The sequence below is a fragment of the Pseudomonadota bacterium genome (assembly GCA_026388275.1).
GTDB lineage: Bacteria > Desulfobacterota > Syntrophorhabdia > Syntrophorhabdales > Syntrophorhabdaceae > JAPLKB01.
Window position 1 is genome coordinate 35,689 of sequence record JAPLKB010000009.1, and the last position, 23,971, is coordinate 59,659.

Below are 23,971 nucleotides of genomic sequence, written 5' to 3' on the forward strand. Positions count from 1 at the left end.
TGGGATTGACCGGATATCATTTTGCTTTATTCATAAGAACACTCAAAGTGTCTCGTGCCTTTAACGGTTTTGTTTTACCGATTATTCTTTACAGCCTCATAGCTTTAATTCCCATACCGGTGTATACAGTGCGCCTTCCGGCCTCAGCGTACTCTTGAAAAGTACTACGGAACCTGCAACAAAGCTTATCCTTTCTAAGTCTTTAATCACCTTATCAGGCAAGGGTGCAGATATTTTCTTCCTCCCCAATGTGATATGCGGAGTAAACGGTCTTTTTTCTTTTTCAATACCGAGAGTCAAAATACTTTCCTCTATATAATTGTATATGTTTATTATGTTGTCAACCCCATTTTCTAACGTGATGACGATAACCCGTGCTCTCCTCCTGTCCGGGAAAGCGTCGATGCCTCGTATTGTTACATCAAACGGGCTATATTTCTCCTCTATGTACAACATTGACTCTTTTATCTGCCATGCCTTTTTTTCTTCAATTTCGCCAAAGAATTTAAGCGTTATATGCTGGCCTGCCTCATTTACCCATTTTACCCCGTCAATGTGTGGAGCCATAGATTTTATTACGGTTTTAAGGTACTTTTTAACATCATCAGAAATCTCAATTGCTAAAAATGCCCTCATATTAGCCTACCCTCAAGAAAATCAAGCACAAACATCAATGCAGCATCGGAAGTCTGTTTTTTTATCTCCTCTCTGTCTCCGTTGAATCGAAAGTGACGCACAAAGTTCCCGGTTTTAGAGGAGATGCCAATATAAACAGTTCCAACAGGTTTTTCAAGCGTGCCACCTGTGGGGCCTGCAATGCCTGTTACGGAAAGTCCTATGTCCGTTTCTGTTGCCCGTCTTACACCTTCTGCCATCAGCAAAGCAACGTCATGGCTCACAGCGCCGTTTTTCATAATAGCTTCTTCCGGAACAGCAAGAAAAAGTGTTTTTGCACGGTTGCTGTATGTTATAAAACCAGCTTCAAAGTATTCTGATGCACCGCTTATATTGGTAATCCTGTTCGCAACAAGCCCGCCGGTGCACGATTCGGCTGTGGCAACCTTAAAGTTGCTTTTTTTTAATATCAATCCAATTTTCTCTTCCAGCTTCATCATAAGTCACTAACTATGTTAAATTATTCTCCTTATGATTTAAAAATCATGTATCCTAAATACATAAGCAGGTTTGCAAAAATACCGGCAAGCACATCATCGGCAACAATACCATAACCTTTTTTAAAACGCTCAACATGCCGTATGGGGAACGGTTTTATTATATCAAAAAACCTGAAGAGAATAAAACCGCTAATGATGTTCAAGAGGTTTATCTTATGCCCAGCCATAGTAACAAACATGCCCACAAGCTCATCTATTGATATATAGGAAGGATCATCATCGTCGTATTTCAGAAGATTGATACAAACAATTGAGCACACGGTCAGGCAGCAAACAAAGATTATGTTTCCGAAAACAGAACTGAAAGTAAAGAAATATAAAATAAAACATCCGAGAATTGATGCATATGTCCCAGGTGCACCAGGCAGATAACCAATGAACCCGCAAGTAACGATGAAAAGCAAAAAATTGTTTGCCAATTTAGATAACGGCACCTTATTATTAATGATTTCCAAATTCATAGTCCTTTAATCTATAAAGATTTGAATAATTTATATTTGTAATATAACATGCAATCTATGGCAGATTCCATTTTTTCCATCAACCGGTTCGAGATTCTTATATCATCTTCAGGAGTTGTATTTAAACAGATTCTTTTATTAAGGTAATGGGCAAATACGGGTATCCTCCTGCGATTGAGTGTCGTGAATTGCATATTTTTTCATTGAATTATCCTTACTGTTGAGCTAATTTGATACACATGTCTGAGAAAAAGACTACGGATACAGGATATTCTTTCTGGTTTGTGCTGGTTGCAGTTATGTTTACGGCTTGCCTTATCACATCTAATATTACTGCTGTAAAACTGATAAACATATTCGGTCTTGTCATGCCTGCAGCTATAATCATTTTCCCGATAAGTTACATTTTCGGCGATGTACTCACCGAGGTATATGGTTACCAGATGGCCCGCCGTGTAATCTGGCTGGGTTTTTTATGCAACCTCTTTTCGGTAGTTGCTATCTGGCTTGGACAGATTATGCCTGCAGCTTCATTCTGGGATGGGCAGGTTGCGTATGAACGTATCCTGGGTTATACGCCGCGATTGCTGGTTGCATCTTTTATTGCTTATCTGATAGGAGAGTTTGCAAACTCCTACGTGCTTGCAAAAATGAAGTGTGCAACAAAAGGTAAATGGCTGTGGACCCGGACTATCGGTTCGACACTTATCGGGCAAGGGCTGGATTCTCTGGTATTTATAGTGCTCGCATTTGCAGGAGTCATTCCTGTATCAGGGCTTGTGAATGCCGTTGTAACCCAATGGCTTGTAAAGTCAGCATATGAAGCTGTATTAACACCTGCGACTTATCAGATAGTACGGTTCCTTAAATGCCGCGAAGGTATTGACTACTATGACTATGATACACGGTTCAACCCGTTCTTAATCATAGATTCAAACGGACGACGCAATCCCCTTTAGCAAAAGAACAAACAACTGTTAATCTATGTTATTACATTCAAGAGGACTTTCCCCATTCACGCCAGTTCAGTCCTGTCTTTTTTTCCCAATCTGATTCAAATTTTTCTGTAAAAAAACCATGTAATTTTTCAAAGAGTTTTGTCCATCCGGTTTCGAATTCATATTTCAGCACGTCTTCAAGGAAAGGCACTATTTCCCCGAGCTTCTCTTTCGGCAGGTAAGCCCGGGCCCCTTTTTCATGTGATTGTTTCAAGGCATCGGGACTCAATGCGCGGGCAGTAAGCATTACAACTTTTAAATTTTTCTTTACAGCAATATCAAGAAGACTAAAACCGTTGACCCCCATAATATCAAGGATAACAACGTCGTAATGATTAGATTCCAGCTTCTCTGCCGCATCTTCATATGTGATGGCTTTATCAAAGCTGCATTGCGGGCAGGCATCTACAATCTCTTCTTCGAGAATCGTCAAAACATCAGGCTCATCATCAACTGCAAGTATTGATTTACCGTTTAAAATTGACTCAGCCATAAAATATTCCTCCTTATTTGTTTTTTATTCTAAAGAGATGGAATCCGTATTGTAAAACACGGCCCCCCTCTTGCTTGACAATACAATAATCCCGTTCATTGTTTCCACAATGTTTTTACACATGAAAGACCGAATCTGAGACCTTTCATGTTGTTATGCCCTATGTCTTCCAAGCAGGTAAAACGCTCAAAAATGTCATCCTGTTTTTCCTGTGACATTCCTGCCCCCATCATTTTCAATGGATATGATAAGAGGAACTTTTTACCCATTAGCGACGTTTAATCCTGTTTACTTTTCCAATCTGCCCCGAATTTTTCTGTAAAGAAATCATGCATTTTTTCATAGAGTCTTTTCCAACCGGGTTCAAATTCATATTTCAGCACGTCTTCAAGATAAGGAACCATTTCTCCGAGTTTTTGCTTTGGCAGGTACGCCCGGGCTCCTTTTTCATATGATTGTTTCAAGGCATCGGCACTCAATGCACGGGCGGTAAGCATTACAACTTTTAAATTTTTCTTCACAGCAATATTAAGAAGTATAAAACCGTTGACCCCCATAATATCAAGAATGACAAGGTCGTAATGATTGGATTCCAGCTTTTTTAGCGCCTCTTCATATGTGGTAGCCTTATCTAATTTGCATTGCGGGCAGGCATCCATAATCTCTTCTTCGAGAACCGTCAAAACATCAGGCTCATCATCAACTGCAAGTATCGATTTACCGTTTAAAATTGATTCAGTCATAAAATATTCCTCCTTATTTGTTTTTTTTATTCTAAAGAGATGGAATCCGTATTGTAAAACACGATCCCCCTCCTTCCTTGCTTGATAGTGTAATGGTTCCGCTCATTGTTTCGACAATAGTTTTTACACATGAAAGGCCGAATCCGAGACCTCTAAGGTTGTTAGGTTCTTTATCTTCCGAGCGTGAAAAACGCTTAAAAATATCATCCTGTTTTTCCTTTGGTATTCCGGCTCCGTCATCTTCAACTGATATGATAATATCTGTATCACCACTTATCGATATTAAAATCTTTTCCCGGCGATATTTCAGGGCATTAGTAAAAATATTTTTCAATATCTGCTGGATCTTCTTCCTGTCATGACAGAAAGAAGATGTGTTATATTTCCCTGCAATATCGATATTAACCCCGTTATCCTCAAGAATCTTAAGGAATTTATCATAGTTCTCTTCGCCGGATAATTTTTCTGCAATGTTCGGGTTAGTCAGATCCATTGCTTCGATAAGAGCGCCCCTGAGAACATCCTGCATCAAACAAAAATCTTTTTTGAACAAACCTTCTTCCGAACGGTAAACCTCTATCATTTCGTTTAGAATAGTCTGTGCCTTATTTATGTTCCGTAAAGCCATATTCAAAGTTGTTGCCTGACGCTCTGTAACAGGGCCATACCTGTCTTTTTTGTTGATAAGGTTGTTGATGTTTGTTGATGCTATTGATAATGGTCCCGTCAGGTCATGGATCAATAAATCTACTAAAAGTTCCTTTCTTTTCATTGTTGTTGCCTTATCTCGTTGTAGTATCCGGCTTGATGCCGGGTTGACCGGAGCTTGCCAGGTCAGTTGCAGCCATAATCGCTTTGTGGAAATCCTTTACTAATTGTTCTGAAAGTCGCGACATGTTAATGCTCATCCCTTTTGCAAATTCTTCGGGTGCGTGCTCTCTGATCTTTTCCTGAAACTTATACTGTTTTTGAAATACAATCCTTTTGTTAATCTCTTTCCGGTAAGTATCGAGCAATGTAATATTTACGGAAAGAATTGCATTCACATCATTCTTATCGGCTGTTTCTAAAAAGTCTTCTATCTGACCTTCAATGATAAATCTGGTTTTTTCTATGTCGTGATGAGAAAAAACTGCCTGAAATATATTGGTATTACGTAGATCGCGGAGAAGATAGTCTGTTACCATATCGGCAGGATTAACTCTCCACTGGCTGTAATTGTATGTCATAAATTTAAATGGATGCGGTTTATAAACCATTGACCGGGTATTGAAAGACTGATTCACGAAAAATAGCTCGACCTTTATCGATTCGGCTAGAGCGATAAGACCCCCAATAGCAGGCGGTGTATACTCGAACATATAGCGATCTATAGTATAGGCCGGTTTCGACCTTGAAAAACAACCTGCAATAATAAGCACAAACAACAAAAGTATGCCAATTTTCCCGAGGCCGCCAATAGTATTTTTTTTCATGGCCAGCCTTTCTTCTTTTTCCATCACTTCACCTTGTCATCCTTCTTACTTCCCCGATGGCGGATTGCTGAAAATTATTTCCGACGGATCAGCCTGCAATCTGTCCAGCAGGTTCTCGAGAGTTTCCGAAGCACGTCTTAAGTTTTCGCTGGTAGCCTGAATCTCAGTAGATATCTCCTGAGTCTTTCTTGCCATGTTATTTATTAACTGGTTTGCTTTCCCGGCGGTTTCTGAAATTTTCATTGCTTCTATTTCTCCGTCTACCTTGGAAATTACTTTCTTTGCATCGGAAATAGCACTCCTTGCTTCAATAAGAATATCGTCTATTTTACCACCTTTTTCCATCATATCAGCAATCCTACCGGATGCTTTCTCGAGATTGGCAGCAACATTTGTCATGCTCGACATGAAATTTTTCATTCTGTTATCGTTTACTAAGTTCTCTATGGCTTTTGAAGTATCTTTAATCTGGTCTGAGATACCTCTGAAATCAATTTGCTTTGCCTTTTCAACTACTGAATGTATACCGATAAATATCTGCTGGATCTCCGAAGGCATTGAAGGTATCACCGGATAATCAGTTTTAAAATCTATTCTCGGTGTTAATTTTACCTGTGTGGCCTTAAATCTTTCTAGCCCGACGAAAACCATACCTGTTATGCCTGCCATTTCAAGCTTTGCAACAGAATTATGTTCCAGGTCGCCCTTAAAATTAATCTTCATAGTTACTTCGACAAGCTTGTTGTCCGGCGCAACCCCTATCTTTGTTACCCAGCCTATATCCACACCCTGGTATTTGACCTTTGAATCAATCTGTAATCCTTGAACCGACTCATCAAAGTACGTCACATAAATAGAGCCTTTCTGAAAATATTTAGAAGCACCTACCCATACTACTCCGCTTACACCCACAATGATGCCTACAATAATAAAAATACCGACAGTGAAAACAGGTTTCTTCCTTGCCATTTACATCCCTTTATTTTTGTGTTCCATTACCTGTCTGTTAAAAAACGTTTTCACTCTGGGATCTGTGGAGTGTTCCTTCAGGTCCCAGGGATTGCCTTCTGCTATTATACCTTTTTTAGTTTTATCAAGCATAATAATTCTGTGTGCAATGCTAAAAATAGATTCAAGCTCATGGGTTACAATAACCATTGTTGTACCGATTCCTTTATTGATGTTCTTTATCAGCATGTCAAGCTCGGCTGAGGTAACAGGGTCAAGCCCGGCAGAAGGTTCGTCAAAAAAGAGTACGTTGGGGTCTAATACCATAGCTCTTGCAATGCCTGCTCTTTTCTTCATGCCGCCCGATAATTCCGACGGAAGGTGATTTTCGTACCCTTCAAGCCCTACCAAGCCCAACTTCATCTTGACAATAAGATCTATCAATTCCCGGGGAAGATGAGCAAATTCCTGCAGCGGGAGCGCTACATTCTCATACAGTGTCATAGAACCAAAAAGTGCGCTCGATTGAAATAGAACCCCTGTTTCTCTTCTCAGCTGCATTATTTCCTTATCTTCGGCAATGGTTATGTCAATCCCATTTATAAATACTCTTCCAGAAACAGGTTCGTGCAGCCCGATCATGTGTTTCAGTAGTGTTGATTTTCCACACCCACTCCCGCCCAGAATAATGAAAATTTCTCCCGTGGAGACCTCAAAGCTTACATCTTCAAGAACAGTGTTTGTCCCGAAACCTGCCCTGAGACGTTCAACGCGTATGATCGGGGCCTGGGCCTGTGTTCCAAATCCCATATCCTGATTCCCATATCCTGATTTCTGTATGTCTATATCTGGTATCATATATAATTCAACACTATTGCAAAAATCGAATCAACCACAATTATGAGAAACAGGCCTGCTACAACTGCAGAAGTTGTGGCATTCCCTACACCCTGAGCCCCGCCTCTTACTGTAAATCCTCTCTGACAGCCAATGCCGGCTATAAGTATTGCAAGAACCATGGACTTAATAATGCTCATAACAATATTAAACAAATCTATTGCTTTTATTGTTTGATTTATATATGTGTAGACTGTAAGGTCAAGCACCATAATTCCGATTAACAAGCCCCCTGCAATGGCAAAAACATCTGCAAACATGGTGAGAAAAGGGAGAACTACAACGGAAGCAAAAACTTTCGGTATAGCCAGGAATCTTGTAGGATTAAAGCCCATTGTAATGAGGGCATCCACCTCTTCGTTTACTTTCATGGTGCCGATCTCTGCGGCAAAGGCAGAACCTGACCTGCCGGCCACGAGTATTGCTGTCATTATGGGCCCAAGTTCCCGTACCATTGCAACACTCAAAAGGGCAGGTACATATATATTGGCGCCGAACTGTTTGAGTTGCAGCGCAGACATAAACGCAAGAATAAGGCCGAGTAGAAAGCTTATAAGACCTATTATAGGGAGTCCGTCAACGCCGATTTTTTTCATGTAAAGTATTACATCTCCCCATCTGACCGAGCGAGGATGAAGTATACAATAGATAATTTCTAAAACAAGCTGTCCCCCGAATGTTATTACCTCTATGATATCATTATAAAAAAGAATACTTTCCTCACCGATTTTTTCGATGATGCCCGTTGTCCTCTTTTCACTGATAAGCGGCGTTGTCCTCAGGGCATCACGGTTGATCAGAGACAACATCTCTTTTGTTTTATCGGATATGTTGATTAACTCAAAGGGTATCGATTTTGCCTTAACCTTCTCTTCCATCTCAATAAGCATGAGTGCACCTGAACTATCCAGATAATCGACATGTGCGAGGTCTATTACAAGCCTTGTAGGAAGTTTTTCATCAAGGAAAGGCATAATCTCGTTCAGTATACTCCCGATACTGTCTATTGATATATGCCCTGATAAAGAAATGGTGGCTTCACCATTTCTTCCCTCCCGATAAGAGGGGATAGAACATTCCTGTAACATAAGTTTATCTATATCATACTGCACGGGAAATAGGAATATTTTTGATAAAAGGGAGATTTTTCCTAAAGGCGGAACAGAATCCGGCGATAATGTTTATGGATAGATATGGATTTGTATGCCCCGACAAAAGAAAAAACTTTTCACATGGATTTGCCATCCTTATTTGAGTTGTATACTGATGAGCCGATAAAAAACATAGCTGTACTCTTTACGGATTTGGTCGGTTCAACAGATTATTTTAAAAAATACGGAGACAAAGCCGGCAGGACAATGTTGCAGGATCACTACGAAATTGCTACGCCTATAATCAATGAATATGGCGGTAAACTAATTAAGGCTTTAGGCGATTCTGTAATGGCTTCTTTTATCAGTCCCATAGAGGCATTTAAATCGGCAATAAAAATGCAGCAGCAATTCTACATTTACAATAATGGGAAAAACGAGCAGGATAAGGTACATGTGAGAATAGGCATACATTATGGGAATGTAATTGTAGAAGAAAAAGACATTTACGGGGATGTTGTGAATGTTGCTTCGAAGCTGACAAATATGTCTAATGGTGGTCAGATTTATATATCACAGGAAGTGTATGAACTTACTAAACACATACCCTTAGTCCACTTTGAATTAATAACCGGCAGTAATAAAATGAACATGCCAACCGGCCTGATTGCCTATAAGGTTGTCTGGGATAATGATGTTGAGCTTAACCCTGTAATCGATACAATGTTATTTTTGAAGCCACTATGGAAACTATGCGAAGATGATTTCAATGAGATATGGGATGGCTTACTTGAGGGGAAAGGCAGATTCTGGAAACAGGAGAAAAAAGAAGAACAGTTCCTTGCAGATAAATCCATCTTATTAACCATGAAAGAAAGCTCGTTTGCTTATATCGTAGCGGAAAGAATATTGCAATTCTTAAAAGAAATGTTTTTAGAAAAAAATAAAGACACTTTTATCCCTGTTCAAATAATTATCGATGCCAGTTCTTTTTTGTCAAAAGATAAAATAAAAGATCAAGCTATAGGTGGCAATTGGGAGGATATTAACCCCGGGGAAATTTATATTTCCTCTGATGCCTATGAGTTAATCAAAAAATATATTGATTTTTCAACAACTTCAATGCTGAAAGGACCTTCAAACCGGGTTTTTTACAAAGTTACTTCCAATGAGAAAGGACAGAAAGACCATTCCACTCTGTTTCTGTATAGACAAAAAATTGTACAGGGAGAATTTTTGCCATGTTATTATTGTGGAGGCAAAAGCCACCAGCCTGTCGATTGCCCTTCTAAGAAGCTGCCGGAAATTACTAACGCCCTGGAAGGCTTGGGGTATCTTTCTATTGAGGAAATAAACGAACTCTTTTTTAAATACCTCATTGCTGATGGGACTAATTTTGATATACCTATACGCAGCGACGATAAGTATTCGAGTAAATCTGTTATAATGGCACACCTTGGATTCTTCGAGCTCAAAAGGGTTTTTCAACTCCGGTTTTTCAGGACCATATGGGACACTACAAAGGAAGAATGGAACAAGATAAAAGAAAGCAAGGGAGAGAGCGATGGGGGCATGGCATGGCTTGCCCAGGACTCCTTGCGCGTTTCGGACCTGAACAGGGCAGAATCAATCCTCAATAAAGAACTGAAAAGTGATCCTGAAGATTATCGGATATATTGTGCGACAGGATATCTTCAAATGGAAAAAAATGATCTTCTGAAGGCGGAACGCTGTTTTAACAAAGCACTTCTTTATGCCGCCTCTAACGCGCAAAAAATATTTCTACTCCTTTTACTTTCACGTATCTATATATTTAATGGCGACTATGACGATGCCCAAAAAAAGATTAATAATATCTTATTGCTGAACCCAGGTTGCAATGATGCTGTATACCTGGATGTTGTATTGAGATTTTATCAAAACAAAGAAAAGTCGGCCATTCAGAGACTTATAAAACTTATTCAATACAACAGGGTATACTTTATATATGCTTTAATTGATCCTGATCTTGCGCCTTACAGCGATATAATAAATCCTCAGTTGTCGGTACTCTATAATGCAGCAAGAGAGAATGCAAAATCTATTTTCCAGGCAGCAGAGGAAGAGATTAATAAATCAAAAAAAATGCTTGATAAGCACGGAATTATGGAAACCCAATCGTTTTTGTTGAAAACAAAAAATATGCTTGAGTCAGACAGTTATTTCAGTTATATGGACATCATATTTTACAGCAATTCCATCATCACGATATGTAAAAACCACATAAAAGAGCGAAAGAAAGACCTTTCCGAACAGCTTTCTCAACTTAACGGCCGGATTGAACGGCATATGGTTTTTGTCAAACGCTACCATTACCCGCGACTTATAAATTCCTGCCGGAAGCAGTTAGCGCATGCCGGTAAGGAAATAGATCAGATCTTAAACAATATGAAATTTCTACCTGAGGAACAGTTTACTGAATTTGAAACATTTTCTGAAGAGCTTTCTGCAGAGTTAAACAATTTAGAGCTTAGTCTTAAAAGGCTCGATATCATTCAGCAATTTCTAATTAATTTCTCCATATTTGTGAAGAAAAGCGCCGTTCTTCTCTCAATTGTTCTTTTGATAGGTATTTTTGCAGTTCCGGTCATTATGCCTGCCATAACAAGAATTGATGCCACCGAGTCCAACAGCGTATGGTTTTATCAAAAAACATTTTTAATTATCGGCACTATCGTAAGTATAGGTATATCGCTTCTCCTCACAATCAAGAAAATCATACGCGATGATTAGTGTATACAAATTTAAATAGGGCCTGTATGGCCTTATGTGTTTTTCCAGGTTGTATAGGAGACCAGTCTCCTTTCATACCTTTAAGCAGGGTTTGGCCCTCAATGTCTAAAACTTTTGCTTGGCCCAGTTCATTGTTTTTGTCATCATAATCTATAGCCGGAATCACTCTGTACAGCATTTTTTCAGAATCTATATCGATAAGACAAAGAATATTATTAAAATCCTTGTAACCTTCCACCGCAAGACCTGCTTTTCCCCTTTGCTCAACGTAATGCCTGATTTCTTTCTTATTTTTAAAGAAAATAGACATCCATGCCGCGACTCTTTCGGGTATTGCCCGATAGCACTCTACTGAACTGTAAAAACCATCTTCGTCCTCTACCGGATCGTTTATGCTGTCTATATCACAGTAACAAACAATCTCTTTATCTTCATGCATCAGTTTCCAGTTCCACATGGGTATATATCCTCCTGTTAATCACAGATATTTTTCTTAATGTATTCCGTGTGTAGTGTAGAGTATAGACATACTACAAACTCACGGAACTCGCTGGTTGTATACCGACCGGTTGTTTATCAATCGATACCTTGCATATATAACCGCATTTTATTTGTGTTTCCATAAGATAAACAGAAAACACCCTTAAATACTGAAACAATAAGTCAATAAAATTGACTATTTACATAGTAGCAAAAAGGTGAGCATAAAACAAATGTTTTATGCTCGGTGATTTTTTCCACCTGCCTGTATGTAACATGTATTCCCATTAATCAAAGTATCAGTTTAATTTTACAGCCACGGACAGCGCTACAGATATGACATTTGCGTTTCGTAATGATCCGTCCTATTATGCCCTTGATGATGTATCCGTATCAGGCGCGTCGTCTGTGCCCCTTCCTTCCTCATTGTTTCTTTTTGCCCCTGGTCTTGCCGGTCTTGTGGCAATAAGGAGAAGATTCACAAAGTAATCATAAATAATCAATTACCAAGGCAGGGTCAATTCGACCATGCCTTTTTTATTAACAAAAGATTCATTTTTCTTAAAAATTTATTTAGAAATCTCTTGACATAATTTTTGCGATTTATTAAGTATTGTAAAAGAAGAAAAAGGGGGTTTATTATGATAAAAGGTAAAGAAGCCTTTTTATCAAGCGTACTCCCTTGCAAAGAAACAGGTTAATTTAATCGGATCAGTAAACAACAATTTATTGGTTCTAATGCTTTCACGCTGGCGCGTGATCTACAAGGGGAGAATTTATGCCTGAAAAGATTGAATTCATTTTTGAAAAGTATGAACGAAAGCCGGATCAGCTTATACCGATTCTTCAGGATGTCCAGAAACATTATGGTTATGTGGCACCTGAATCGGTAAAAATGATTTCCAGACACCTCCGCATTACAGAAAACCAGATTTTTGGTGTGTCCTCTTTTTATGCACAGTTTCGATTCAATCCGCCCGGCAGACACTCAATAAAGGTTTGTCTCGGGACTGCCTGCCACGTAAGAGGTGGTGCTACCTTGCTTGACATGCTGGAACGTGAACTGGGCGTAGGCTGCGGTGAAACTACCCCGGATAAACGTTTTGACCTGGAGCGGGTTGCCTGTTTAGGATGCTGCGCATTATCTCCTGTGGTTCAAGTTGATGCTGATATTTACAGCAGAATGACCGTAAACAAATTATCGGAGCTATTAAAACAATATGAATAAATTAAAATTGAAAATTAAATCGGCAAAAAAGAAATGGGAAGAATTGCGGAACAATAAAGTACCGCTTATATACGTTGGCGCCGCATCATGTGGAAGGGCTGCCGGGGCTCTTGAACTGATCTCGGAAATTGAGAGGTTCCTAAAGAATAACAATTTGAAGGCAAGGATAATACAGGTTGGATGCATAGGCCCCTGTTATCTTGAGCCCCTTGTTGATATCAAGATGCCGGAACAGCCTCGGGTGAGCTACTCAAATATGACCCCCAAGCTGCTTACCAACGTATTAAAATCGCATCTTGTTGATGGAGTGCCCTTTGCTAAAGCTGCAATAGGTCATTTTGGAGACAATAGCTTCCACAATATACCTCCTTTCTATGAACTGCCCATGTTAAAACCGCAGGTAAGGGTAGTTCTCAGAAATTGCGGACTCATTGATCCTGAAGATATTGACCAGTACCTTGCAACTGACGGATATCAGGCCATTGTGAAAGCCCTCCAGATGACGCCGGAGGATGTCATAGGCGTTGTACGGCAGGCAGGTATGCGCGGCAGAGGAGGGGCAGGTTTCCCGACTTTCAGGAAATGGACTGTCTGCAGGGGTGCGCCAGGTGAGCAAAAATATCTGATTTGTAATGCAGACGAGGGAGATCCCGGTGCTTTCATGAACAGATCGCTCATTGAGTCAGACCCCCATGCGGTGCTCGAAGGAATGCTCATTGCAGGATATGCCATAGGTGCGAGCAAGGGCATTGTCTACATAAGGGCTGAATATCCCCTTGCGATCGAGCGTTTGAAAACCGCCATAAAACAGATGAAAGAAAATAATTTGCTGGGCAGTAATATACTCGGCTCTAAATTCGGTTTTGATATTAAGATCAAGGAAGGTGCAGGAGCCTTTGTGTGCGGCGAAGAAACGGCATTAATTGCATCCATTGAAGGCAAACGTGGAATGCCGCGTTCACGCCCGCCATTTCCTGCCATAGCAGGACTTTTCGGATGCCCGACCATAATTAATAATGTTGAAACCATGGGAACACTCCCGAATGTCCTCCGAAACGGAGCAGAATGGTATAACAGGTTCGGCAAGGAAGGGAATAGGGGAACCAAGACGTTTTCTCTTGTGGGCAAGGTACGCAGGCCCGGCCTTATCGAGGTGCAGCTCGGCACAACGCTCAGGGAGATCATCTTCGACATAGGCGGTGGGGTGCAAAAAACCTTCAAGGCAATCCAGACAGGCGGGCCGTCCGGAGGATGTCTTTCGGAAGAATTTCTCGACCTTCCTGTAGATTATGAATCGCTGGCTTCTGCCGGCTCCATCATGGGTTCAGGTGGCCTTATTATCATGGATGATGATACTTGTATCGTTGATGTGGCAAAATATTTCCTTGATTTTACCCAGAAAGAGTCCTGCGGCAAATGTGTCCCTTGCCGTGTGGGAACCCGCCATATGGTTGAGATACTGGAGCGCATAACGCATGGTGAAGGCATGCCGGAAGATCTGATGACGCTTCGGACGCTGGGTGATACGATAAAGAAAGGTGCTCTTTGCGGTTTGGGTCAGACTGCCCCGAACCCTGTCCTTACAACGCTTCGTTACTTTAGAAATGAGTATCTTGAGCACATAAAGGATGGACGTTGCAGGGCAGTTGTCTGTAAAGATCTCATTGAATACAGGGTTATCAAGGAAAAATGCACTGGTTGCCAGTCCTGTGTAAGAGCTTGCCCAACAGGGGCAATATCAGGACCAAGGTCTGAGCCTCATAACCTCGATGCAACGAAATGTATTAAGTGCCGTTCATGCTACGAAGTATGCAGATTTGAGGCAATCGCCGGTGATGCAATCGTTATCAGGACTGCGGAGAAAAAATCATGACAAAGGAAAAGACCATTCAAATTACAATTGATAACAGAAAGATAGCAATCCAACCAAACTTTACCGTGCTTCAGGCAGCCAGGATGAACAACATCTTTATCCCATCACTGTGTACGCTGGAGCATTTGCCGTCATACGGTGCCTGCCGGCTTTGTGTTGTTGAGGTAGATGGTTTAAGGGGCTTTCCTACTTCATGTACGACACCTGTAGAAGACGGCATGGTTATCCGGACGGATACTGCGGAAATAAGAAGTTTAAGGCAGGAGGTGCTTAAGCTTCTTTTGAGCGAACATCCTGCAAGCTGCCTCTTCTGCACAGAACAGGATGAATGCAAAGATTTTCAGGGCACAATCCGTAAAGTAGGTGTAACTACGGGCTGTCGTTACTGTCCCAATGACAACCGTTGCGAGCTTCAGCAGATTACCGAAAGTATAGGTTTGACTGAAACCTCTTATCCTGTTTATTACAGGGGTTTTACTGTTGAGAAAAACGATCCTTTCTATGATCGCGATTACAACCTCTGCATACTCTGCGGACGTTGCGTGAGAGTCTGTAATAGCGTCCGCATGAACGGGACATTGAGCTTCAAGCAGCGCGGGAGACTTACTACGATCGGCCCTGCCTTTGACCGGACACACCTCGAATCAGGATGTGAATTCTGCGGAGCCTGTGTAAGTGCATGTCCCACCGGTGCATTGAGCGTTAAGGTAAGCAAATGGTATGGAAAGCCTGACACACAGGTTGCTACTACATGCAATTACTGTGCTGTAGGCTGCAAGCTCCAACTCCAGGTGAAAAATAATGAGGTGATTGATGTTCTGCCTGACTATGATTCAGCGATAGATCATGGCCTTCTATGCGTAAAAGGGCGGTTTGCTGTTCCGGAATATGTTCATAGCCCGCTTCGCTATGGGGTACCGATGGAGATGACCCCTATGGGGTATAACGATATTTCATGGGATCAGGCAATTTCATCAGCAGCCGATAAACTGAAAGGGGTCAAACCCGAGGACTGTATGTTTCTCGTTTCACCTCAACTATCCAACGAAGACCTCTTTTTAGCACAAAAGTTCATCCGTAGCCTCACCGGTTCTGAAAACATTGCATCCTCACTTATGATAGAGCTCGGTGATGACCTTGACAATTTTCTGGACCTTGCCCTTGGGTCCGAATCTATAGATATTATTGAAGCTGCCCAGGGCATTCTTACTGTTGGATTCGATGCCCTTTACGGATATTCACCAATCGGCATAAACATTAAAAAGGCTGCACAAACAGGCGCCAGTCTCGCTGTCATAAACTCTGTTGATACAAATCTCGACCTCCTCAGTGAAGCGGCCTTCCAAACCGACGAAACACAATGGGTGAATATACTGGAATTCTTAATCGCCGGCATCCCAAAAAGAAAGCAGGAGAAAGGCACCTCGGGTATGAATAAGGAATGGGGTAGTGATATAGAGAAAGTATCCAGGCATTTTGCCGCCTCATCCAAAAACGTTGTTGTTGTGGGGGAAGGGGTTATACATGCTCCTGGACGGGGTGCAATTTTGCAGACTCTCATCAAAATGAGAAACAAGTATGGATGGAAAACAGTTGTTGCACACCCTTATACAAATCTCAAGGGTATGCTTGCCATGGGCGCTTTTCCGGGTGTTATGCCAGGCGAGGTGTTGAACAATGCTGCTCAGGATAAGTCCGTAGACGTTAAAGTTGATCTTGCAAAAGTTGATTTAAAAAAGCGGAAAAAGGTGATTTACCTTATCGGTGAAACATCTGTTGATGCGCTGCCGGCATGTGATTTTCTCATTTACCAGAATGCGTTGCCTCTTCCATCTTCCCGACTTCCTGATCTGATTCTCCCGGTAAGCCTGTTCCCTGAATCCGAAGGCACACTTATCAACGGAGAAGGCAGGATTTTGTCTGTTAAAAAGGCAATAGAGCCATATATGGAATCAAGGCCTGACTGGTGGATATTTAAAAGTATTGCAGAGAAGATGGGTAAGAACGTTTCGAAGTATAAAGATGTACCATTGATTCAGAATGAGATTAAAAAATATGTGAAAGGCTTCCTGAACTTAAAAAAGAGACTTGAATTTGTCAAAATTATCATTAAAGGTTCAATTGTTGGTTCCGGAAAGGGTAAAGGAATTTCCACTACCCCAGCCAAAAGCAGCTACAGAGGCATATTGCTGGCAGATATTGTAGGTGGTATGAAAGTGATAGAAAGCGAAAGTTATGACCTTAGCTCGCAGGGCGAGCGAGAAAGGGGCGGAAAGCAGTCCCGGGAAACAGCAGGGAGGGCAAGATGAATAAAGTAATAGAGCGTAAGATGATCGTTCCGAATATGCATCTCCTTGTTATTGAGACGCCTGAAATAGCATCAAAGGTAAGGCCGGGTCAGTTTGTTATTGTACGTGCCAATGATGAGGGCGAGCGTATTCCACTCTCCGTAGCCGACTGGGACGTTGAAAAAGGTACGATTACCATTGTCTTCATGGAGGTCGGTGCATCAACAGGAGCGCTTGCCTGCCTGAACGAGGGAGATAGTGTTGCCACATGTGTCGGCCCTCTGGGCAATGAGACAGAAATCGGCAATTTTGGTACAGTCATGTGCATCGGTGGTTGCTATGGCATCGGGAGCATGTACCCTGTTGTGAAAGCGTTAAAAGAGGCAGGAAATAAAATCATCACTGTCTTTGAGGCAAGGAGCAATTACCTGATATACTGGACTGACAGGTTTATCCCTTTATCAAACAGAATATTCAATATAACCCGTGACGGCAGTCAGGGGTTTAAGGGTCATGTGAGCCGGCTGCCGGATGTCATCAACGGCCTTCTTGCCCCTCCTGATAGAATTATTGTAAACGGCTGCACATATTTAATGGCTCATGTATCAGAGATTACGAAGGACCTCGGGATTAAAACGGTTGTAAATCTGAACCCAATTATGATTGACGGGACCGGTATGTGCGGTGTCTGTCGTGTAACAGTCAATGGTAAGATGAAATTTGCCTGTGTCGATGGCCCTGAATTTGACGGACATGAAGTGGATTGGAAGGAATTTCTTGCACGCAGAAAGGCATATCTTGAGGAAGAGGTGTTGTTTTTCAGACGAAGTGAACCAAAACCAATAATCCACAAGGGGGGTAAGTGCCAAGCATGAATGAAGAAAAGACAGAAAAAACATCAAAAATAGATCTAAACCGGAACGATATGCCAAGGCAGTCTCCTGAAATCAGGCGTCATAATTTCAATGAGGTGGCGTTGGGCTATACAGAGGAACTTGCAGTTAAAGAGGCAAAGCGCTGCCTGCAATGTAAGAAACCGAGATGCAAAACAGGCTGTCCTGTAGAAATCGATATCCCTGATTTCATCTCCTTTATTGTAAAAGGAGATTTTGCGTCCGGGATAAAGAAATTAAAGGAAAAAAATTGTCTCCCTGCAGTGTGCGGAAGGGTGTGCCCCCAGGAGAGCCAGTGCGAATCACAGTGTATACTGGTCAATAAAAAAGGTGAAATCGCTATAGGAAGACTGGAAAGGTTCCTTGCAGATTGGGAGGCCAAACAGGGTGTTGTGGATATACCGCCCAAGGCAAAGCCTACCGGTAAAAAAGTAGCTATAGTCGGTTCCGGCCCGGCAGGGATCACAGTGGCAGGCGACCTTATACTCCTTGGCCACGAAGTGACAATATTCGAGGCGCTCCATAAGGCTGGAGGGGTATTGACATACGGAATCCCCGAATTCCGTCTCCCTAAAGCAATTGTTGCCAGAGAAGTTGACTACGTTAGAAAGCTTGGCGCAAAGGTCTTCACAGACTATGTTGTGGGAAAAACACGCTCTATAGATGAATTACTGAAAGAATTCGATGCTGTTTTTGTGGGAACAGGCGCAGGGCTCCCCTGGTTTATGGATATCCCGGGAGAAAATTTAAACGGAGTTTATTCGGCAAACGAATACCTTACCCGTATGAATCTCATGCAGGGATACCGTTACCCTATGTCTTCTACGCCTGTAAAAAAACATTTAAAGATAGCAGTTGTCGGCGGCGGGAACGTTGCCATGGATTCTGCAAGGACAGCACTCCGTATGGGGGCTGCTGAATCCAGGATCATTTACAGGCGCTCTCATGCAGAGCTGCCTGCACGGCTGGAAGAGAGTGAAAATGCCGAGGAGGAAGGAGTTATCTTTAACGTGCTGACCCTACCTGTCCGATATATCGGGGATGAGAACGGCTGGCTGAAAGAGATCGAATGTCTGCGAATGGAACTTGGTGAACCGGATGCCTCAGGGAGAAGAGCCCCTATAGAGATACCTAACTCAAACTTCCGTATGCAGATGGATGCTGTAGTCTGTGCTATCGGCAACAGCCCTAACCCGCTGGTGCCGTCAACTACTCCGGGGCTTGAAACAACACGTCGCGGGACGCTCGTTGCCGATCCTGAGACAGGAAAGACAACAAAAGATCGTGTCTGGGCAGGAGGGGATATTGTAACCGGCGCTGCAACGGTTATTCTCGCTATGGGTGCGGGACGAAAAGCGGCGCGCTCAATGCATCAATACCTGACGGCAGGAAAATAAAAATTACCCCGCCTGAAAAACATCCTGTTTGAGGGCGGGGTAATTTAATATCTATAACTATTTCCCTTTAATTTGAAGTGATTTATTCCAGTCATCAAGCTGGTCTTTATATTTTTCTGCAAGGCCGCTGTAATCGCCGTCTATAGTAATGGAAACAATCCTGTCTCCGCCGACGATGCTGTTCACGACCTTCTGGTCTTCTTCGCTTACGACCTGCCCGAAAATGGTGTGTTTATCATCCAGCCAGGGTGTGGCTACATGAGTAATAAAGAACTGGCTTCCGTTTGTACCGGGGCCTGCATTCGCCATGGAAAGTTTACCCGGTTTGTCGTGCCTCAAATCTTTTGAAAATTCATCCTTAAAACGATATCCAGGCCCGCCTGTGCCGGTGCCTGTTGGACACCCTCCCTGGATCATAAAATCCGGTATTACCCTGTGGAAAGTAAGACCGTCATAAAAACCCCTTTTGGACAAATTTACAAAGCTGAGAATCGTTAAGGGAGCTTTGTCCGGGAAAAGTGTCAGCCTGATATTGCCTTTTGCCGTGTTAATTGTTGCTGTTAACTGAGAATCATCCATTTTCTTATCACCTTTCGTTAAATTTTTTTCAGCAGCGTTTGCGCTCGCATTAAAGAGGAAAAATCCGATCAATAATATTGAACTTAAAACAAATATTTTTCTACCCAATTTAATCCTCTTGAATATTTTACCTCTGAAGCAGGAAAAAATTATGTGAAGCAAATATAACATCATCAGCAAACAAGGGTCAAGGTTTGCTTTATGTTCAGCGGCAGGGATTACAGTTTGAAGCGGGGAGATTTTGAATCCTTTGAACTTACTGAAAAATGAATATTGAAGTCTGTAAGAAATGTTTCTACGAGGCCATGAGCGCAATGTCTTCAAGCGTTACTTTCTTGAAAACATCTTTACTGCCGAACCTTTTTATTGCATCAAGTATCTCTATACCTGCTATCTTGCCGTCCGGGTCATAATCAACGGCAATGTCTTCTGCAACATGTTTTGTTGTGACTGTGGTCTCAATAAAACGAATATATAGTGCATCCACTTTCGAATCATAAGAAATTCTCATGACATTCCCTCCCGTCAGTAATAATAAGTATATACCGTTATCACAACAATTTCATTCTCTTCTTCAACAAAAACAGGTTTTATCGGTTTTGTTACGGCAGTGAGGGCACAGAGTTTACAGACAAATTATATCATTACCGGTTTAACTTTTTGCTTGACCAACTCTTTCCTTGTTCCATAATAAAGAAAGGAGAGTTTATTTATCTGGAGTTCTACAGTTTTCATCATTTTTTTATTTTCTATTTTTTTAGCCAGTATTTGCTTCTCAAAGCCCTGAGCACATGGAGCTCATACACCATCCTATCATTGGGAAATTCTTTTTTAATCTCCTTTTCTATCTGTTTCATAAGAACGTCCGGTATTCCCATTTCTCCCGCGACCTTCTGATAATCAAAATATTTTAGTGTTTCCATTGCCCCTCCTTATAATTCCTGGGGAGAAATAATCTCTATTACTCCAAATCCTGCCAAAGCGTTTATTGAGTTTACCATTCGTCTTGTCTTCACTTTTACCAGATGTGTAAAATTCCAGGATACGAGATATGGTACTTTCAGAGAGGCTTGTAGCTTTTCCCAGTCGATTTTATTCTCCGTGAATGCTTCGGGGATAATTTCCCTAAGTCTATTAATTTTTTCTTCGGTTATATTCAAGGATTTCCCGTCCATTTTTAAATTATCCTATTTTCTTGTAACTTTCCTCTATTTTTATATTATCCTCGCAAAATGCCAATAACATTACATAAAACCATTGCTGCAATGCTAAATGCTAAATGTTTCCCATTCACAGCAAAGAGATAACCTTGGGAAACAAGGGGCGTTCCATCCGTACGGTTTAATCACGGCAGCGGAGAGACAATTACGTCCTGAATTTTAGAAACAAGTTTTAATAGTGATATCGTACGGAACAAGGTAGGATAAGACTTTACGGAGATTTGTATTACGGTGTCCACTGTGGACACCACCGTGTCCGATAAGGTTTCAGGTTTCCGGTTATACTTTACTAAATCACTCATCACCCCATCCAAATTGTACCCTTTATCAGGATGTTTTGCCTGAATATATGCAAGTATGCCTTTGGCCTGATCTATGGGATTCAAGTCCTCGCAATGACTTTTAATATTTCACAAATCAGGGCTCATGTTTCAGATCAGCATAACACTTAAGGCTGAAGAGGGATTCGGTGTTTTTTATTGCTGCAACCACCGCTCTTTCCATTGCTCTTGCTGCTAAAAAACCTGTAACAGTAAGATCGGCTTCGATGGAGCCGGTTGCCATGGCAAATATTGTGTCGCCATCGAACATGGTATGGGCTGGCCTCATTGTTCTGGCATACCCGTTTTGGGCCATGGAAGCCAGCTTGGTGGCTTGTGCTTTGGTAAAGGCAGCGTTTGTTGCTATAACGCCGATGGTTGTATTGCCGCTGAAAAGATCCTTTTTGTCAGAATAAGATTTAATCATGATTTCTTCAGTATCGGCCAGAGTCATCATATTTTCATTAAGAGGACCTGCAAGCTTTTCTCCTGTCAGGGGATCAATGACATCACCCAGACAGTTCACGGCAACAAGGGCACCTATTTTCAAATCTCCTGCCTGAAGGGCATAACTCCCCAGGCCACTCTTCATCGCATGTTCCATGCCCAGAATTTTACCCACCGTAGCCCCTGTGCCGGCACCAGTATTCCCCTGTCCAGCACCCCTGTTGCCGGCATTTACACAAGCTTGGTACCCCATCTTTTTGTCGGGTCTGATTCTGCAGTCGCCGATTGTGAGGTCAAAGAGCGCAGCAGCGCAAACAATGGGAACCTTAGTTACATGGACATCAAAACCGATGCCTCTTTCCTCAAGGTACTGCATGACTCCGGCAGCAGCATCCAGCCCGAAGGCACTGCCTCCGGCCAGCATAACAGCATGAATCTTTTGCACCAGATTGACAGGATTTAACAAATCGGTTTCTCTGGTTCCGGGAGCGCCGCCTCTTACGTCCACCCCTGTTGTAGCACCTTGCTCGCTTATAATGACGGTGACGCCGGTTGCGGCTTCCAGGTCACTCGCGTGACCGACCATAATGCCTTCTATTTCATTGAAGCCTATTTCTTTTATCATTACACACCCCCTTTTTGATAATACTGGTTTTTTAGACGGTCAACGGCATGATTGGAATGTCAATCTGCGGTGCTCTGCTTCGCCTTGCGATCCTCCATCGTACATTCAGTACGATTACGGCCTGCAAGCCTCACAGCCCATCCACATCTTAGACATCCCTGCCATGCCGTTGCCCATCCAAGCCGGATTATCATCTAAGCTGATGGTAATCCGGCGGAACTGAATAAAGCCTTCTTCATTTCCCATACTTCGCTCTCCCTCCCGTACGGTCTTTCAAGAGTGCAGAAAAAGCTTTCCTTTGCGGAAACCAATCTTAGTGTCTGTCAGGGGTTTCCAGATGGACACTAAAATATTAATCTAATTAATCCTTTTTCAGCAGGGTAATTTCTTCCCGAAGCCACCAAAGCAGTACCAGTCCAGGAAGGGCAGTAAGGGTCGTTAGGAAGAAAAAGATTGCCCAGCCGGTGTATTCCACTACATAGCCTGCCGAAGGCGAAATGAAGATCCTTCCGATAGCGGCAATGGATGAAAGCAGTGCAAACTGTGTTGCACTAAAGCGCTTGTTGCACAAAGCCATTATAAGCGCTACAAAGGCTGTGGAGCCCATGCCGCCTGACAGGTTTTCAAAAGCTATGGCGAAAATCATCATGAAATAGTTTTTTCCTGTCCAGGCAAGGACCATGAAGGAAAGATTGGATACCATCTGGAGCAGGCCGAACGACATAAGCGCGCGATATAGCCCAAGCTTTATCATAAGGGTGCCACCGAAAAGAGCTCCGACGATTGTGGCAATAAGCCCCATGCCTTTGTTGATCGTGCCGACCTCGGTTGGAGTAAAACCGACGCCTCTCAGCAAAAAGGCGGTTGTCAAGGTGCCCGCATAGGCATCCCCAAGTTTGTAGAGGATAATCAGCAGCATAAAGACCAAAGCAAGACGACGGGAAAAGAAGTCTTTCAGCGGTCCCCATATTGCCTCTTCAAGGCTTTTGGGTGGGGCTATGTTTGAATCCGGTTCCTGCCCGGCAAGCGTGCCGAGCATACCGATTATCATCAATCCTGCCATTAGAAGGTATGTATTCTGCCAGCCTATATGTTCGGACAATATTAGAGCCAGGGCACCGGCAACAAGCATGGCGATACGGTAACCGGTTAAGAAAACAGCAACCCCTACGCCGCGCTCAACGACAGGAAGCACGTCTGTCCTGTATGCGTCAACGACAATATCCTGAGAAGCAGAGGTAAAAGCAACAAGGAAAGCAAGCGTTGCAAGCATAAGCGGGGCATGACGGGGCGAGATGATACCCATAATCCCTATGCCGATCATCAAAATAAGCTGGGTAAGGATTATCCATCCACGCCGCCGTCCCAGCCATGGCGGTACAAACCGGTCCATAAGCGGCGACCACAGGAATTTTATTGTGTAGGGGATACCTACCAGGGAAAAGATGCCAATGGTGCGCAAATCTGTCCCTGCAATAGTCAGCCACGCCTGCAATGTCCCGCTGGTAAGCGGCAAGGGAAGCCCTGAGGCAAAACCCAGAAGAACCATTACTGCCATGTGACGGCTG

At 42.4% G+C, this 23,971-nt stretch carries 27 protein-coding genes; 7 read left to right on the forward strand and 20 right to left on the reverse strand.

Annotated elements, in window-relative coordinates:
- Positions 1–96 precede the first annotated feature (96 nt).
- The 3 genes from thpR to NT010_01700 are packed head-to-tail and all read right to left on the reverse strand — an operon-like array spanning position 97 to position 1,630.
- The gene (gene thpR / locus NT010_01690; protein ID MCX5804767.1) at positions 97–636 is read right to left on the reverse strand and encodes an RNA 2',3'-cyclic phosphodiesterase; all 540 of its coding nucleotides are present in this window, start codon (positions 634–636) and stop codon (positions 97–99) included.
- The gene (locus tag NT010_01695; protein MCX5804768.1) at positions 633–1,112 is read right to left on the reverse strand and encodes a CinA family protein; all 480 of its coding nucleotides are present in this window, start codon (positions 1,110–1,112) and stop codon (positions 633–635) included. Before NT010_01695 ends, thpR begins: the two co-directional genes overlap by 4 nt.
- Before the next feature lie 32 nt (positions 1,113–1,144).
- A complete protein-coding gene (locus NT010_01700; GenBank protein MCX5804769.1) occupies positions 1,145–1,630 on the reverse strand; it encodes a phosphatidylglycerophosphatase A in 486 nt (161 codons plus the stop codon).
- A 245-nt stretch (positions 1,631–1,875) separates the two neighbouring features.
- Here NT010_01700 and NT010_01705 point away from each other — a divergent pair, with 245 nt between their 5' ends.
- Positions 1,876–2,595, forward strand: coding sequence for a queuosine precursor transporter (locus NT010_01705; GenBank protein MCX5804770.1), 720 nt, complete (start codon positions 1,876–1,878; stop codon positions 2,593–2,595).
- A 37-nt stretch (positions 2,596–2,632) separates the two neighbouring features.
- Here NT010_01705 and NT010_01710 read toward each other — a convergent pair whose 3' ends face one another.
- The 8 genes from NT010_01710 to NT010_01745 all read right to left on the reverse strand — a co-directional run bounded on the left by NT010_01710 (position 2,633) and on the right by NT010_01745 (position 8,278).
- The gene (locus NT010_01710) at positions 2,633–3,127 is read right to left on the reverse strand and encodes a response regulator (GenBank protein MCX5804771.1); all 495 of its coding nucleotides are present in this window, start codon (positions 3,125–3,127) and stop codon (positions 2,633–2,635) included.
- 95 nt (positions 3,128–3,222) lie between these two features.
- Positions 3,223–3,345 carry a hypothetical protein gene (locus NT010_01715; protein MCX5804772.1) on the reverse strand — a complete coding sequence of 41 codons (123 nt, stop codon included), beginning with the start codon at positions 3,343–3,345 and terminating at the stop codon, positions 3,223–3,225.
- Between the two features lie 60 nt (positions 3,346–3,405).
- The gene (locus NT010_01720) at positions 3,406–3,870 is read right to left on the reverse strand and encodes a response regulator (GenBank protein MCX5804773.1); all 465 of its coding nucleotides are present in this window, start codon (positions 3,868–3,870) and stop codon (positions 3,406–3,408) included.
- Between the two features lie 31 nt (positions 3,871–3,901).
- The gene (locus NT010_01725) at positions 3,902–4,642 is read right to left on the reverse strand and encodes a HAMP domain-containing sensor histidine kinase (protein ID MCX5804774.1); all 741 of its coding nucleotides are present in this window, start codon (positions 4,640–4,642) and stop codon (positions 3,902–3,904) included.
- A 10-nt stretch (positions 4,643–4,652) separates the two neighbouring features.
- A complete protein-coding gene (locus NT010_01730) occupies positions 4,653–5,369 on the reverse strand; it encodes an ABC-type transport auxiliary lipoprotein family protein (protein ID MCX5804775.1) in 717 nt (238 codons plus the stop codon).
- A 21-nt stretch (positions 5,370–5,390) separates the two neighbouring features.
- Positions 5,391–6,314, reverse strand: a complete 924-nt coding sequence (locus NT010_01735; protein ID MCX5804776.1) for an MlaD family protein — start codon at positions 6,312–6,314, stop codon at positions 5,391–5,393.
- Complete coding sequence (locus tag NT010_01740) at positions 6,315–7,103, reverse strand: ATP-binding cassette domain-containing protein (GenBank protein MCX5804777.1); 789 nt, start codon at positions 7,101–7,103, stop codon at positions 6,315–6,317.
- Positions 7,104–7,147: 44 nt separating this feature from the next.
- Positions 7,148–8,278, reverse strand: a complete 1,131-nt coding sequence (locus NT010_01745; GenBank protein ID MCX5804778.1) for an MlaE family lipid ABC transporter permease subunit — start codon at positions 8,276–8,278, stop codon at positions 7,148–7,150.
- A gap of 105 nt (positions 8,279–8,383) precedes the next feature.
- Between NT010_01745 and NT010_01750 the strand changes: the two genes are divergently transcribed.
- The gene (locus NT010_01750; GenBank protein ID MCX5804779.1) at positions 8,384–11,053 is read left to right on the forward strand and encodes a hypothetical protein; all 2,670 of its coding nucleotides are present in this window, start codon (positions 8,384–8,386) and stop codon (positions 11,051–11,053) included.
- Here the strand turns inward: NT010_01750 and NT010_01755 are convergent.
- Positions 11,037–11,510 (reverse strand): hypothetical protein, encoded by a 474-nt coding sequence (locus NT010_01755; GenBank protein MCX5804780.1) that lies wholly within the window; start codon positions 11,508–11,510, stop codon positions 11,037–11,039. The two genes, NT010_01750 and NT010_01755, sit on opposite strands and share 17 nt — an antisense overlap.
- An 801-nt stretch (positions 11,511–12,311) precedes the next feature.
- Between NT010_01755 and nuoE the strand changes: the two genes are divergently transcribed.
- Genes nuoE through gltA form a run of 5 tightly spaced genes read left to right on the forward strand, consistent with a single transcriptional unit; the run spans position 12,312 to position 19,212 of the window.
- The gene (nuoE, locus tag NT010_01760) at positions 12,312–12,761 is read left to right on the forward strand and encodes an NADH-quinone oxidoreductase subunit NuoE (GenBank protein MCX5804781.1); all 450 of its coding nucleotides are present in this window, start codon (positions 12,312–12,314) and stop codon (positions 12,759–12,761) included.
- Positions 12,754–14,634 carry an NADH-quinone oxidoreductase subunit NuoF gene (locus tag NT010_01765; GenBank protein MCX5804782.1) on the forward strand — a complete coding sequence of 627 codons (1,881 nt, stop codon included), beginning with the start codon at positions 12,754–12,756 and terminating at the stop codon, positions 14,632–14,634. Before nuoE ends, NT010_01765 begins: the two co-directional genes overlap by 8 nt.
- A complete protein-coding gene (locus tag NT010_01770; protein ID MCX5804783.1) occupies positions 14,631–16,943 on the forward strand; it encodes a molybdopterin-dependent oxidoreductase in 2,313 nt (770 codons plus the stop codon). Before NT010_01765 ends, NT010_01770 begins: the two co-directional genes overlap by 4 nt.
- Positions 16,940–17,797, forward strand: a complete 858-nt coding sequence (locus NT010_01775) for a sulfide/dihydroorotate dehydrogenase-like FAD/NAD-binding protein (protein ID MCX5804784.1) — start codon at positions 16,940–16,942, stop codon at positions 17,795–17,797. Before NT010_01770 ends, NT010_01775 begins: the two co-directional genes overlap by 4 nt.
- A complete protein-coding gene (gene gltA / locus NT010_01780) occupies positions 17,794–19,212 on the forward strand; it encodes an NADPH-dependent glutamate synthase (protein MCX5804785.1) in 1,419 nt (472 codons plus the stop codon). Before NT010_01775 ends, gltA begins: the two co-directional genes overlap by 4 nt.
- Before the next feature lie 57 nt (positions 19,213–19,269).
- Here gltA and NT010_01785 read toward each other — a convergent pair whose 3' ends face one another.
- From NT010_01785 to NT010_01820, 8 genes are all read right to left on the reverse strand, one after another.
- Positions 19,270–19,791, reverse strand: coding sequence for a peptidylprolyl isomerase (locus NT010_01785; protein MCX5804786.1), 522 nt, complete (start codon positions 19,789–19,791; stop codon positions 19,270–19,272).
- Between the two features lie 295 nt (positions 19,792–20,086).
- Positions 20,087–20,302, reverse strand: coding sequence for a DUF2283 domain-containing protein (locus tag NT010_01790; GenBank protein ID MCX5804787.1), 216 nt, complete (start codon positions 20,300–20,302; stop codon positions 20,087–20,089).
- A 238-nt stretch (positions 20,303–20,540) separates the two neighbouring features.
- On the reverse strand, positions 20,541–20,714 hold the full coding sequence (locus NT010_01795) for a hypothetical protein (protein ID MCX5804788.1): 174 nt from the start codon (positions 20,712–20,714) through the stop codon (positions 20,541–20,543).
- A gap of 9 nt (positions 20,715–20,723) precedes the next feature.
- On the reverse strand, positions 20,724–20,966 hold the full coding sequence (locus NT010_01800; protein ID MCX5804789.1) for a hypothetical protein: 243 nt from the start codon (positions 20,964–20,966) through the stop codon (positions 20,724–20,726).
- A 170-nt stretch (positions 20,967–21,136) separates the two neighbouring features.
- Entirely contained in the window at positions 21,137–21,397 is a 261-nt protein-coding gene (locus tag NT010_01805; protein ID MCX5804790.1) for a hypothetical protein, read from the reverse strand.
- A 31-nt stretch (positions 21,398–21,428) separates the two neighbouring features.
- Positions 21,429–22,400 carry a P1 family peptidase gene (locus NT010_01810; protein MCX5804791.1) on the reverse strand — a complete coding sequence of 324 codons (972 nt, stop codon included), beginning with the start codon at positions 22,398–22,400 and terminating at the stop codon, positions 21,429–21,431.
- 117 nt (positions 22,401–22,517) lie between these two features.
- Positions 22,518–22,649: a hypothetical protein gene (locus tag NT010_01815; GenBank protein MCX5804792.1), complete on the reverse strand. Its 132-nt coding sequence runs from the start codon at positions 22,647–22,649 to the stop codon at positions 22,518–22,520.
- 115 nt (positions 22,650–22,764) lie between these two features.
- Positions 22,765–23,961, reverse strand: coding sequence for an MFS transporter (locus tag NT010_01820; GenBank protein ID MCX5804793.1), 1,197 nt, complete (start codon positions 23,959–23,961; stop codon positions 22,765–22,767).
- Positions 23,962–23,971 lie beyond the last annotated feature (10 nt).

Coding starts and splice junctions, on each gene's coding strand:
- thpR (MCX5804767.1), bottom strand. CDS start 636: ATGAGGGCATTTTTAGCAATTGAGATTTCTGATGATGTTAAAAAGTAC.
- NT010_01695 (MCX5804768.1), bottom strand. CDS start 1,112: ATGAAGCTGGAAGAGAAAATTGGATTGATATTAAAAAAAAGCAACTTT.
- NT010_01705 (MCX5804770.1), top strand. CDS start 1,876: ATGTCTGAGAAAAAGACTACGGATACAGGATATTCTTTCTGGTTTGTG.
- NT010_01710 (MCX5804771.1), bottom strand. CDS start 3,127: ATGGCTGAGTCAATTTTAAACGGTAAATCAATACTTGCAGTTGATGAT.
- NT010_01715 (MCX5804772.1), bottom strand. CDS start 3,345: ATGTCACAGGAAAAACAGGATGACATTTTTGAGCGTTTTACCTGCTTG.
- NT010_01720 (MCX5804773.1), bottom strand. CDS start 3,870: ATGACTGAATCAATTTTAAACGGTAAATCGATACTTGCAGTTGATGAT.
- NT010_01725 (MCX5804774.1), bottom strand. CDS start 4,642: ATGAAAAGAAAGGAACTTTTAGTAGATTTATTGATCCATGACCTGACG.
- NT010_01730 (MCX5804775.1), bottom strand. CDS start 5,369: ATGGAAAAAGAAGAAAGGCTGGCCATGAAAAAAAATACTATTGGCGGC.
- NT010_01735 (MCX5804776.1), bottom strand. CDS start 6,314: ATGGCAAGGAAGAAACCTGTTTTCACTGTCGGTATTTTTATTATTGTA.
- NT010_01740 (MCX5804777.1), bottom strand. CDS start 7,103: ATGGGATTTGGAACACAGGCCCAGGCCCCGATCATACGCGTTGAACGT.
- NT010_01745 (MCX5804778.1), bottom strand. CDS start 8,278: ATGTTACAGGAATGTTCTATCCCCTCTTATCGGGAGGGAAGAAATGGT.
- NT010_01750 (MCX5804779.1), top strand. CDS start 8,384: ATGGATTTGTATGCCCCGACAAAAGAAAAAACTTTTCACATGGATTTG.
- NT010_01755 (MCX5804780.1), bottom strand. CDS start 11,510: ATGTGGAACTGGAAACTGATGCATGAAGATAAAGAGATTGTTTGTTAC.
- nuoE (MCX5804781.1), top strand. CDS start 12,312: ATGCCTGAAAAGATTGAATTCATTTTTGAAAAGTATGAACGAAAGCCG.
- NT010_01765 (MCX5804782.1), top strand. CDS start 12,754: ATGAATAAATTAAAATTGAAAATTAAATCGGCAAAAAAGAAATGGGAA.
- NT010_01770 (MCX5804783.1), top strand. CDS start 14,631: ATGACAAAGGAAAAGACCATTCAAATTACAATTGATAACAGAAAGATA.
- NT010_01775 (MCX5804784.1), top strand. CDS start 16,940: ATGAATAAAGTAATAGAGCGTAAGATGATCGTTCCGAATATGCATCTC.
- gltA (MCX5804785.1), top strand. CDS start 17,794: ATGAATGAAGAAAAGACAGAAAAAACATCAAAAATAGATCTAAACCGG.
- NT010_01785 (MCX5804786.1), bottom strand. CDS start 19,791: ATGGATGATTCTCAGTTAACAGCAACAATTAACACGGCAAAAGGCAAT.
- NT010_01790 (MCX5804787.1), bottom strand. CDS start 20,302: ATGAGAATTTCTTATGATTCGAAAGTGGATGCACTATATATTCGTTTT.
- NT010_01795 (MCX5804788.1), bottom strand. CDS start 20,714: ATGGAAACACTAAAATATTTTGATTATCAGAAGGTCGCGGGAGAAATG.
- NT010_01800 (MCX5804789.1), bottom strand. CDS start 20,966: ATGGACGGGAAATCCTTGAATATAACCGAAGAAAAAATTAATAGACTT.
- NT010_01815 (MCX5804792.1), bottom strand. CDS start 22,649: ATGGGAAATGAAGAAGGCTTTATTCAGTTCCGCCGGATTACCATCAGC.
- NT010_01820 (MCX5804793.1), bottom strand. CDS start 23,961: ATGGCAGTAATGGTTCTTCTGGGTTTTGCCTCAGGGCTTCCCTTGCCG.